Here is a 12,474-nt window from a genome sequence, read left to right on the forward strand (position 1 = left end):
GGTCCAAAGAATGGGCTGCGCGAGGGGCTCCCTCGCGTTACGTCCATCGGAACGAATTTTGAGAGGAGTGCTGAAACGTGGGCGAAGCCATCTATCCCGTCCCCGCCGAATGGGCGCAAAACGCCCTGATCGACGATGCGCGCTATACCGCCATGTATCAGCAGTCGGTGAGCGATCCCGACGCTTTCTGGGCGCAGGAAGCCGGGCGCATCGACTGGATCAAGCCGTTCACCAAGGTCAAGAACACGTCCTATCATGCCGACGATTTCGGCATCCGCTGGTTCGAGGACGGCACGCTCAACCTGTCGGCCAACGCGCTCGACCGCCATCTGGCCACCCGCGGCGACCAGATCGCCATCCTGTGGGAACCCGACAGCCCGGATGAGGCCGAGCGCCGCATCACCTATCGCGAACTTCACGAAATGGTGTGCCGCTTTGCCAATGTGCTCAAGGACCAGGGCGTCAATCGCGGCGACCGGGTGACGATCTACCTGCCCATGGTGCCCGAAGCGGCCGTGGCGATGCTGGCCTGCGCCCGCGTCGGCGCGATCCATTCCATCGTGTTTGCAGGCTTCAGCCCCGAGGCGCTGGCCGGGCGCGTCGAGGATTGCGGCAGCCGCATCGTCATCACCGCCGACGAAGGTCTGCGCGGGGGCAAGAAGGTTCCGCTGAAAAAGAACGTTGATGCCGCAACGGCCCATGCGCCCGGCATCGAAAAGGTGATCGTGCTGAAACGCACCGGGGGCGATGTGCCCATGGTGCCGGGCCGCGATATTGACTGGCACACCGCCTGCGCCGCCGCCTCGCCGGAAAACGCGCCTGAGGAAATGAACGCCGAAGATCCGTTGTTCATCCTCTACACCTCCGGCTCGACCGGCAAGCCCAAGGGCGTGCTGCACACCACCGGCGGCTACAGCGTGTGGGTGTCGGCCACGCATCAATATGTCTTCGATTACCGCCCCGGCCAGATCTATTGGTGCGCGGCGGATGTGGGCTGGGTGACGGGCCATTCGTATCTGATCTATGGCCCGCTGATCAACGGCGGCACCACGCTGATGTTCGAGGGCGTGCCCAATTATCCCGATCCTTCGCGCTTCTGGCAGGTGGTGGACAAGTATCAGGTCGAGATCTTCTATGGCGCCCCCACGGCCCTGCGCGCCCTGATGCGCGAAGGCGACGAATGGGTGAAAAAGACCAGCCGCCAGTCGCTGCGCGTCCTTGGCTCGGTGGGCGAACCGATCAATCCCGAGGCGTGGGAATGGTATCACAAGGTGGTGGGCGAAGGGCGCTGCCCCATCGTGGACACCTGGTGGCAGACCGAAACGGGCGGCACGATGATCACCCCCCTGCCCGGCGCCACGGCTTTGAAGCCCGGCTCGGCCTCACGCCCGTTCTTTGGCGTGCAGCCGCTGCTGCTCGACAATGACGGCACGATCATGGAAGGCCCCGGCGACGGTTGCCTCGTCATCGCCGACAGTTGGCCCGGCCAGATGCGCGGCGTCTGGGGCGATGCGGACCGCTTCTTCCAGACCTATTTCACCACCTTTGCCGGTTACTACTTCACCGGCGACGGCTGCCGCCGCGACGAGGACGGCTATTACTGGATCACCGGCCGCATCGACGACGTGATCAACGTTTCGGGCCATCGCATGGGCACGGCGGAAATCGAATCGGCGCTGGTGGCCCATGAAAAGGTGGCCGAGGCCGCCGTTGTGGGCATGCCCCATGAGATCAAGGGTCAGGGCATCTATGCCTATGTCACCTGCAACGCCGATGTCGAACCCGACGAGGCGCTGCGCAAGGAGTTGATCGCATGGGTGCGCCATGAAATCGGCCCCATCGCCACGCCCGATGTGATCCAGTTCGCGCCGGGCCTGCCCAAGACCCGTTCGGGCAAGATCATGCGCCGCATCCTGCGCAAGATCGCGGAAAATGACGTGGGCAATCTGGGCGACACCAGCACGCTGGCCGATCCTTCGGTGGTCGATCACCTGCTGGCCAACCGGCCGCAATTGGCCAACGCCTGAAATTAACCGCCGCAATCCACGGACGGGCCGCCAACGAAAGTTGACGGCCCGTTCATTTTTGGTGCGCGCAACAGCCTTCTGGGGCTTGCCGCAAGGGCCAGCGGGTCTATCATAAGGTGCAGAACCGACAGCCCCGCTCGATGGCGAGTCGGCAGCATCATTGCCTGAAAGCCTGCCTCACGTGACCCAGACCGTCCTTATTGCCGATGACCACCCGCTCTTTCGCCAGGCGCTCAGCCTTGCCGTCAACCGGGTCCTGCCGCAGGCGCGCATCATCGAGGCCGGAACCCTGACCGCCGCCGCCCGCGCCGCCGCCGAGGCCAGCGACTTGGCGCTCATCACGCTGGATCTGAAAATGCCGGGTGCGGTGGGCTATTCGGGCATCGCGCTGCTCCACGCCGAAAAGCCCGACGTGCCGATCCTCGTCGTATCCAGCGCCGAGGGCAGCACCGCGCCGCAGGAAGCCCGTGCCTTCGGCGCCATCGGCTTCCTCTCCAAAGACAGCGACCTTTCCGCCATCGAGGCCGTGATTGCCGACACGCTGGGCGCCGCCGCGCCCGCCGCGCCCGATGCCCATGGCGAGTTGGACACCATCCGCCGCGAAGTTGCGGGCCTGACCCCGACGCAATTGAAAGTGCTGCTCGCCGTGCTCGACGGGCAATTGAACAAGCAGATCGCCCATAACCTCGGCATCGCGGAGGCCACCGTCAAGGCCCATATGACCGCGATCATGCGCAAGCTCGACGTGCGCAACCGGACGCAGGCGGCCTTGGTGGCGCGGTCGTTGGGGCTGGATTTGAAGGTGGTTTGAAGGTTTGCCTCCGGCGGGTTAAGGGCGGGGGCCCTTAACAATCCCGGTACTGGGGTGGTGGTTTATCGCGGGCGTTGTTTGGGGTTTTTAAAGCCAGCGGCGCGGAGAGAACAGCCTTTGCCGCGCGGCAGGCTTTCAATTTCAACGCCGCGTCCGACACCAAACGCCGAACGCATGGCGCAACGCATACAGTAACGGGAGCGCAAGGGTCTAGACCCTCGCATCAAACCTTAAACCTTCTCAAACCCCCGCCAAGAACCCCTCGATCCCTGCCACATTCGCCGGCTTGGCCATCATTACCACGCCCATCGCCACCGCCCGCTCGCGGATCGCCGGATTGGTCTCGGCGGTAATCAGCATCGCGGGCAGCCCGCTTTGCTCGGCGCGCAGGCTTTCCACCACGCTCAGCCCGTCTTCGTCCGTGTCCAGCCGGTAATCGGCCAGCACCGCATCAACCGGCCCCTTGCGCAGAATGGCGCGGGCGGCGTCCCCATCCTCGGCGCCGTGGGGATGGTGGCCCAGCGCGGTGAGCAACGCGGCGGTCGCCTCCACGGTCAGCGGGTCATTGTCCAGCACCAGCACATTGAGCGCGCGGCGCTGGGCCGCCAGGCTGCCGGGCGGCGGCGCGGCATTGGGCAGGCTCATCGTCACCGCATCCTGCGCGGCGGGCAGGGTCAGGCTGAACCGGCTGCCGCGGCCGACCTGCGAGACCACCTCGATTCGCGCCCCCAGCAGACGCGCGATACGCCGCGACAGCGCCAGCCCCAGCCCCAGCCCCTCGGCCTCCACCTCGCCAAGGCGGGTGAATTCGCCAAATATCGCCTCGCGCTGCTGCGGCGGAATGCCGACGCCGGTGTCGATGACATCGATGCGCCATTCCTCTCCTTGCAGGCCCCGTCTCCATCGCGCGCCCACGAGCACGCCGCCGTCGAGCGTGTAGCGCAGCGCATTCGTCAGGAAATTCTGGAGCAGCGAGCGCAGCAGCCCCGGATCGGTGCGCAACACCATCGGCCTTGCGCTCATCCGCGCCAAACGCAGGTCCAGCCCCTTCTCTTCGGCCATCGGGCGGAAATTCTCGACCAGATCGCGCAGGAACGGCCCCAGCAGCAAAGGTTCGGGCCGCGCCTGCACCCCGCCCGCATCCAGCTTGGAAATGTCGAGCAAGGCACGCAGCAGATCTTCGGCCGCCACAATCGCATTGTCCACCCGGCCCACCAGCACCAGCGAATGTTCGGGCACATCACGCGCCAGAGCCGCGGTAAACAGCCGCGCGGCATGCAAAGGCTGCAACAGATCATGGCTGGCCGCGGCCAGAAAGCGCGTCTTGTCGCGGTCGGCCTGCGCCAATCGCTGATTGGCCTCGGACAATTCATGCGTCCGCTCGGCCACGCGGGTCTCCAGCCCCGCCAAGGTGCGTTTCAATTCGGCGCGCACCTGCGCCTCGGCGGTGATGTCGATAAAGCTGGTGACATAGCCGCCGCCCGGCATGGGCCCGCCCACCATCTTGATCACCTGACCATCGGGGCGATAGCGTTCGAACGTATATTCCTGCGCACGGCGCAGATGGCGCAGGCGTTTTTCCACCTCATGCTCGACATCGGCCCCCGCGCCGAAATCGCCGCGCCGCGCATTGTGGCGGATCAGATCGGCCACCGGCGCGCCCACATAGAGCAGCCCCGCCGGATAATCGAACAATTGCTCATAGCGCGTGTTCCACGCCACCAGCTTCTGCTCGCCATCGACCACGCTGATGCCCGCCTCGATGTTCTCGAATGTGGCGGCCAGCAATTGCCGCGAAAAGGTCAGCGATTGCCCGCGCTCGTCGAGCAGGCGCGTGACGGCGGCAAGGCTCATCGTGCCCCCGGCCATCGCGCTGGCCACCAGAGCGCGGGCGCTGCTGGCCCCCACCACGGCGGCAATCAGCTTGCGCGCGCGCTGGGCCGAGCGGCCGTCGATGGCCATGCCCCGCCGCGCATCGGCAAATTCGCGCTCGGCGCGTTCGTGGCCGATGAAACTGGCGGTCAGGTCTTTCAGGTCCGACAGGTCCGACACCTGCCGCTGCCACCCCATCAGCGAGGGCAGCGGATTGCCCGCGCCCCTGCGCGCCGAGACGACCACATACATCGCCAGATTGACCCCCAGCGACCACAGCACCCCATGCACCAGCGGCGGCGCATGGCCGATGCCCAGCAGCCGCAGCGGATCGAGCGGCCCCGCCGCCAGCCACACCCGCCACGCCTCGGGCAGGATCGGCGGCAGCGCCAGCGTATAGAGCCACAACACCAGCCCCGCGCCAAGGCTGGCCCGCGCGGCCAGACCATCGCGATTGCCGCCAAACACGGCCAGGATCATATGCGGCGTGAATTGCGCCATCGCGGCAAAGGCCACCAGCCCGATCGAGGCCAAAGTCTGGCGCGGCGACACCAGTTCGGCCCATGTCAGCGCCAGCGCGATGACCCCCACGATCGAGGCCCGCCGCACCAGCAGCATCCGCCGCCCCAGCACGCCCGCTTCCGCGCCCGCGCCGCTCCGCAACACCGAGGGAAAGATCAGGTCGTTCGACACCATGGCCGAAAGCGCGGTGGCATCGGTAATCACCATGGCGGCCGCCGCGCTGATCCCGCCGATCAGGGCAGCAGCCGCAATAAACCCGTGGCCCGAGGCCAGCGGCAGATAGAGCACATAGAAATCAGGCGCCACGCCGTGGCCCAGCGCGATGATCCCCGCCCATGCAATCGGCACGATCAGCAGCACCATCGCCAGCACATAGGCCACCACGCCCCAGCGCGCGCGCGGCAGATCATCGACATCGCGCGCCTCGACCAGCGCCATATAGAACTGGCGCGGCAGGACGAGGATCGCGCAGGCCGAAATCAGCGCGATCACCCAGGTTTCCAGCGATATGTCCGCAGCACGGAAATGCAGCGCCAGTTGCGCCAGCCCCTGCGCCGCGCGCGCGCCATCGGCATGCATGATGATGCCCACAGCCAGCGCCGACACGACAAAGAGCGCCAGCAGCTTGATCCCCGATTCGAGCGCAATGGCATAGACCATACCCTCGGACCGGCCCGACCGTTCAAACCGCCGCGCGCCAAACAGGATTGCAAACAGCGCCAGCAGCCCCGCCGCCCCCAGCATCGTGGGGGCGACAACCGCCCCACTCTGATCTGGGTCGCCATTGCCGGTGATGATCGCCATGGCCGTGCCGATGGACCGCAATTGAAGCGCCATATAGGGCACGCTGCCCGCCAGCGCGATCACCGTGACCAGCCGCGCCACCACCACATCATGGCCGAAACGCGCGGCGATAAAGTCGGAAGGGGTGGTCGCCTGCGTTTCGCGCAGGGTTTGCGACAGGCGGCGCAAAAAGCCCGGCGCCAGCGCCAGCAGCGTGATCGGCGCGAGATAGATGGGCAGAAAATTCCACCCCTCGCGCACCACGCTGCCCACCGCGCCATAGATGGTCCAACTGGAACAATAGACCCCCAGCGCCAGCGTGTAGGCCCCAAGCCGCAGGCGTTTGAGCCCCGGTTGCGCCAGACGCAGCCGCCCGCGCGGCAATTCGCCATAGGCCTCGGCCAGTGTGGCCACCGCAAAGAGCAGGCCGATCCAGCCCAATGCAAACAGCGCCGCCGTGCCCAATCCCATGACCAATCCCCTTATGGGCCGGTGTTAGCCCATGGAGACCGGGGAAGCCAAGCGCGGACTCAGGCCGCCTCTGTCATCTCCAGCGCGCCGGCAATCGCGGCAAGGAACTGGTCGGTGGCGTTTTCCCAGGTAAAGCCCGCGCCAAACGCCGCTGCCCCGGCGCGCGACAGGCCCAGTGCGCGCGCGACCGCCGTGTCCAGATCCTCGTCCAGCGCGGCGACAGGTTCGGGGGCGGTCCCGCCCTCGCCCCGCCCATCCGCGCCCAAAATGTCGAGCGGTCCGGCCACTGGATAGGCCGCCACCGGCACCCCGCAGGCCAACGCCTCGATGATGACCAGACCGAACGTGTCGGTGCGGCTGGGAAAGACAAAGCAGTCCGCCGCCCGATAGGCCGCCGCCAGCGCTGCCCCGCTTTTGGGGCCAAGGAAATGCACATCCGGGTATCGCCGCTGCATCTCGGCCAGCGCCGGGCCATCGCCCACCACGACCTTGCTGCCGGGCTTGCGCAGTTCACAGAAAGCCTCAAGGTTCTTTTCCGGCGCCACCCGGCCCACGTTCAGCAGGATCGGGCGCGGCAGATCGGCCATATCCGCCGCCACCGGCCCATCGGGGGTAAACAGCGCATGATCGATGCCCCGGCTCCAGCGGCGGGTCTGTGGCAATCCGCGCGCGGCCAGTTCGAGGTCGAGGCTGGGCGTGGCCACCATGATCGCGCGCGATGCGCCATGGAAACGTTGCATCACCGGCCAGAACCATTCCGCCGAAAGCCCCGAGCGCAGCGCCAGATATTCGGGAAAGCGCGTGTGAAAGGCGCTGGTATAAGGCACCCCGCGCGACCGGCACCAACCGCGCGCGGCCCAGCCGATCGGGCCTTCGGTGGCGATATGCACGATGTCGGGGCGATAGGCGTCCAGCATCCGCCGCGCATTGAAACGCGGCGCCACGGCCAGCCGGATCTGGGCATAGCCGGGCATCGGCATGGTCAAAAAGCGGTCAGGCGTGATCATCTCGACCGCAAAGCCGCGCCCGCGCAAATGCTCCACCGTTGCGCAGAGCGTGCGCACCACGCCATTGACCTGCGGCAACCAGGCATCGCTGGCGATAGCGATCCGGGGAGCGATCCGCGACGCGATCCCGGGAGCCGTCACGCAGGGACGCCCACAGGCGCGGCTTCGGCGGCAGTCGGGGCCTTTTCGGCGGCATTCCTCTTCAATTCGGCCAGCCAGTCGATGATGCTCATCTGGCCCGCAAAATCCTCGACCAGCGCGGTGCAGCTTTCGACCCAATCGCCGTCATTGTAATAGGTGATCGCGCCGAACTGGCGGATTTCGGCCGAATGGATATGGCCGCATACCACACCGTCAACGCCCCGCTCGGCGGCGGCATGGGCCACGGCTTCCTCATAGCGGCCGATGAACTGGACCGCGTTCTTGACCCGCTTTTTGAGGTAGGCCGAAAGCGACCAGTAAGGCAGGTGCATCCGCCGCCGCACCGCGTTGAACGCGGTGTTGACCCGCAGCATCAGCTCATAGGCCTTGTCGCCAAGGAAGGCGAGCCAGCGGTGATACAGCACAATGGCGTCAAACGCATCGCCATGCACCACCAGCAACCGGCGCCCATCGGCCGTGGTGTGAATCGCATCAAGCAGCAGTTCGACCCCGCCAAAGGTCAGGCCCGCATAGGGGCGCAGCATCTCGTCATGATTGCCGCAGATGAAGACGACCCGCGTGCCCCGATGCGCCATTTTCAGAATGCGGCGCAGCACCTCATTATGCGCGTCGGGCCAGTACCAGCCCTTTTTCAGCCGCCAGCCATCGATAATGTCGCCCACCAGATAGAGCGTCTCGGTTTCCACCGAGCGCAGGAAGGACACCAGCATATCGGCGTTGCAGCCGCGCGTGCCCAGATGGACATCGGAGATCCACACCGTGCGATAGCGCCGCTTGGGCCGCAGCCCCTTGGGATCGGGCGTTTCGGGCAAATCAAGCCAGGAGGCAATCCCGCCCTTGGCCGAAACCGCCACCGTATCACCGCCCAGCGCCACGCGGCTGTTGCCAACGCCATGGCCATCCAAGACGCCATCGCCAAACAGAAAAGCGGTCTGGGCCGGATCAAGCCCCGAAGCCAATGCAGCGCGCGCCATGCCATTTCCCCGATAGAACCCGTTGCGCGCGGATTATATCAGCCAAATTGCACCGCCATGACGGAGCCAAGTCAGAACCGTGACAGAGCCGTGTTTATGGCAGGTCCGCCGCCGTTTCCACGCTGAGGCGATGCGGGGTCAGGCCCATCATCTCGGCCAGCACGCGCAGATCCTTGGCGCAAGCGTCGGTATAGAGCGGGGCCATCGCGTGAGTCGTCGCCAGCACCAGCTTGCGCCCGGAAATGGTCAGCGAGGAGGCCTCCAGCACCTCGCCCGCGCCCGCGCAGAAGCGGCGGGCAAGGCGCGTCGCCATGCCCCAGATCACCGCCTCGCGCAGATCCTGCAACGGGGCCAGCCGGGGCAGGTCGGTGGGGATCTCGGCCTGACCGCTGTTGGCCAGCACGGCCATGGCGATCATCGCCCGCCCGGCCTCGTCCACGCCCAGCCAGCGTTTGCGCAGAGCCCATTGCGCGGCCTGTTCGGCGCGCAGATTGGGTTCCGAGCGCAAGGAGGCCAGCGCCAGCATCACCGCCGCGCGGCGCAGATTGTCCGGCCCGGCATAGCCCAGCCGCCCGCTCCAGCGCGCCACCAGATCGGCCGCCGCCGAGAGGCCCGGCTGCTGCGTATCGACAAAGGCGATGACACCAGCCAGCAAGGGGTCCTGCCCCGCCGTTTTCGCGCCCATCGCGCCTGCCAGCAAACCTTCACGCAGGCCCCAGCCCGAGAAGATCACTCGCGAAGGATGCAATTCCTTGACCAATTGCCCCAGCAAGGCCCCCGCGTCGGCAAGGCTGGCCAGACGCGAGCCGGAAACCCCGCTGATCGGCGCCAGAGTGCCGCCCCGCGCGGTCTTGGACTGCAACGCGCGCACTGCCGAAAGCACTTCCTCGGGCGATAGTTCATAGGCATGGGGATCGTCGATGGGCCAGTTCACCTGCTCCATCGCAAAGCGGGCAAAGGCGCGCAGCGAGCCGCCCACCAGATAAAGCACCTGACCCGAATGGGCGTCCCAATCCTGTCCTTTGAGCATGCGATGGATGCGGCGGGCGAATTTGTCATTCCCCTCGGCCCGCAGCGCCGCAAGGCGCAAGGTGCCCAAAGGCAGCGTAACGCCATGGGTGCAGCGCCCCCCGCCATGGGCATCGCCCTCGATGTCAATCAGTTCAAGCGAGCCGCCGCCCAGATCGGCGACGATCCCGCAGGCCCCCGGAAAGGCCGAGAGCACGCCCCGCGCGCTGGCCACCGCCTCTTCCTCGCCCGAGAGCAAGCGGGGCGAGAGGCCGAGCGCGGCGACCTGCATCAGAAATTCGCCGCCATTGGCCGCATCGCGCGCCGCCGCCGTCGCTACGGTCTGAACATCGTCCACCCCGCGCAATTTCAGGATCATGGCAAAACGCGCCAGCGCCCCCAGCGCCGTGGCTATGCCCTTGGCCGAGAGCATGCCGCTTTCGGCCACGCCCTTGCCTAGGCGCGCGGTGACCTTTTCATTGAACAGTACCACCGGCGCCCGCGCCGGGCCGCCATAGATGACCAGACGCACCGTGTTCGAGCCGATATCGATGATCGCGCGCTGATCCTGCGCGGACGGAAAGGAAGCGGGGAGGCGTATCATAGCGTTCCGTTTTACGCCCGGCCCCGGCGCAGCGCCAGCTTGGGCACTTTACGCCCCGAGCCCAGCGATGCCCCGCGCCCCGACAGCGAGGGATTGGTCATGAAATAACGATGCGCGTTAAAGGGTTGTTCCCCCAATTCGGCGCGGGTGTAATGCCCGTCGGCGCCCAGCAGCCAGCTTTGCTCGCTGTCCAGCAGATTGGCCATCATCACCTGATCGAGCACCTGATCATGCACGGTCTTGTTGCGGATCGGCACCAGCACCTCGACGCGGCGGTCAAGGTTGCGGCTCATGCCATCGGCGCTGGAGATGAAGACGCGGGCGCGCGGATTGGGCAGCGCGGCCCCGCCCGCAAAGGCCCAGACGCGAGTGTGTTCGAGAAACCGGCCGATGATCGATTTGACCGTGATGTTTTCCGACAATCCCGGAATGCCGGGGCGCAGACAGCAGATGCCGCGCACCACCAGCCGCACCTCGACGCCTGCACAGCTTGCCTCATAGAGCCGGTCAATGAGCTGGCTGTCGGTCAGCGAGTTGAGCTTGCCCCAGATCTGCGCCGGTTTGCCCGCCTTGGCATTGGCGATCTCGCGCTCGATGCTGCCATAGAGCCGCTCACGCAGAGACACCGGCGCGACGGCGAGCAGCGCGGTGCGGCGCGGCTCGACATAGCCGGTGATGAAGTTGAAGATCTGATTGGCGTCGCGCCCGATGGCCTGATCGGCGGTGAAATAGGACAGGTCGGTATAGATACGGGCCGTGATCGGGTGATAATTGCCGGTGCCAAAGTGGCAATAGGTGCGATAGACCTGCGCCCCGTCGCCATCCTTTTCGCTGCGCACGACCATGCTGATCTTGGCATGGGTTTTCCAGTCGACAAAGCCGTAGATCACCTGAACCCCGGCATTTTCAAGCTGGCTGGCCCAATGCAGGTTCTGCTCCTCGTCAAAGCGCGCCTTGAGTTCGACCACGGCCGTGACCGACTTGCCTGCCTCGGCGGCGGCGCACAGGGCGTTGATGATCGAGGACTGTTTGCCCGCGCGATAGAGCGTCTGCTTGATCGCCACCACGTCGGGGTCGACGGCGGCTTGCCGGAGGAAGTCGATGACAACCTCGAAGCTCTCATAGGGGTGGTGAACCACCAGATCCTTTTCGCGGATCGCCGAGAAAATATCGCCGTCATGCTCAAGGATGCGTTCGGGATAGCGCGGCGAATAGGGCGCGAATTTCAACTCGGGCCGCTTTTCATCGACGATAGCCGACAGACCCGCCATGTCGATCGGCCCATGGCTGCGGATGATGATCGCATGGTCGAGCCGCAATTGATCGCGCAGCAATTGCTCGGCCTCGGGCAGGAAATCGCCCTGAAGCTGGAGCATGATGACGCTGCCGCGCCGCCGCCGCTGGATCGCGGTGCGGAAATAGCGCACCAGATCCTCGGCATCCTCCTCGATTTCAATGTCGCTGTCGCGCAGTACGCGGAAAACGCCGTGGCCCAGCACTTCAAAACCGGGAAACAGGCTTTCGGCATTGAGCCAGATGACATCGGCAATCGAGACATAGGCCGCCTCATCATCGCCCGGAATGCGCACATAGCGCGGCAGGGCGGCGGGGATCAGCACCATCTCCATCACCTGCGCGCCGTCCGCTATGCGCGTCAGGCTCATCATCACGCCCATGCCGCCATTGGTGACAAAGGGGAAAGGATGCGCCGGATCAATCGCCTGTGGCGTAATCACAGGCAGGATGCGGTCGAGGAAATAATCTTTCAGCCAGCGCGCCTGCGCCGGATCAAGGCGGCGCCCGCCCCGGTCGCCCACGACATGGATGCCCTGCCCCTCCAGCGCCTCGCGCAGTTCGAGCCAGATCTCCTGCTGCATCGCCTCCAGCCGCATCACCTCGTCGCGGATCGCGGCCAATTGGCGCGGCGGGGTCAGGCCGTCGATGGAAACTTCGGCAATATGGCGGCGCACCTGTCCGGCAAGCCCGGCCACGCGCACCATCAGGAATTCATCCAGATTGTTGCCCGAAATCGAGAGGAACCGCAGCCTTTCAAGCAGCGGATATTCCATCCGCCGCGCCTCTTCCAGCACGCGCTGATTGAACGTCAGCCACGAGAGTTCGCGGTTGAAGAAGCGGTCGGGAATGGCCTTGATCGCGGCCAGATCACTACTGAGCGGCAGAGCTTCGGCAACAGAGGCGGCAAGAGCGTCCATGATAGTCCTCGACAAGGGGG

At 65.7% G+C, this 12,474-nt stretch carries 7 protein-coding genes; 2 read left to right on the forward strand and 5 right to left on the reverse strand.

What is annotated here, in order from left to right:
* Positions 1–77: 77 nt before the first annotated feature.
* Both acs and PQ467_RS14185 read left to right on the forward strand, forming a co-directional pair.
* A complete protein-coding gene (acs, locus tag PQ467_RS14180; protein ID WP_274174021.1) occupies positions 78–2,027 on the forward strand; it encodes an acetate--CoA ligase in 1,950 nt (649 codons plus the stop codon).
* A gap of 181 nt (positions 2,028–2,208) precedes the next feature.
* Complete coding sequence (locus PQ467_RS14185; protein ID WP_274174022.1) at positions 2,209–2,838, forward strand: response regulator transcription factor; 630 nt, start codon at positions 2,209–2,211, stop codon at positions 2,836–2,838.
* A gap of 240 nt (positions 2,839–3,078) precedes the next feature.
* Here the strand turns inward: PQ467_RS14185 and PQ467_RS14190 are convergent, their stop codons facing one another.
* From PQ467_RS14190 to PQ467_RS14210, 5 genes are all read right to left on the reverse strand, one after another.
* Positions 3,079–6,486 carry a hybrid sensor histidine kinase/response regulator gene (locus PQ467_RS14190; protein ID WP_274174023.1) on the reverse strand — a complete coding sequence of 1,136 codons (3,408 nt, stop codon included), beginning with the start codon at positions 6,484–6,486 and terminating at the stop codon, positions 3,079–3,081.
* A 59-nt stretch (positions 6,487–6,545) separates the two neighbouring features.
* Positions 6,546–7,634: a glycosyltransferase family 4 protein gene (locus tag PQ467_RS14195; protein WP_274174024.1), complete on the reverse strand. Its 1,089-nt coding sequence runs from the start codon at positions 7,632–7,634 to the stop codon at positions 6,546–6,548.
* Positions 7,631–8,629 (reverse strand): UDP-2,3-diacylglucosamine diphosphatase, encoded by a 999-nt coding sequence (locus tag PQ467_RS14200; protein WP_274174025.1) that lies wholly within the window; start codon positions 8,627–8,629, stop codon positions 7,631–7,633. Before PQ467_RS14200 ends, PQ467_RS14195 begins: the two co-directional genes overlap by 4 nt.
* A gap of 94 nt (positions 8,630–8,723) precedes the next feature.
* Positions 8,724–10,241, reverse strand: a complete 1,518-nt coding sequence (locus tag PQ467_RS14205; RefSeq protein ID WP_274174026.1) for a Ppx/GppA phosphatase family protein — start codon at positions 10,239–10,241, stop codon at positions 8,724–8,726.
* Positions 10,242–10,252: 11 nt separating this feature from the next.
* Entirely contained in the window at positions 10,253–12,454 is a 2,202-nt protein-coding gene (locus tag PQ467_RS14210) for an RNA degradosome polyphosphate kinase (protein WP_274174027.1), read from the reverse strand.
* Between the last annotated feature and the right edge of the window lie 20 nt (positions 12,455–12,474).

The organism is Novosphingobium sp. KACC 22771 (assembly GCF_028736195.1).
Taxonomy (GTDB): domain Bacteria; phylum Pseudomonadota; class Alphaproteobacteria; order Sphingomonadales; family Sphingomonadaceae; genus Novosphingobium.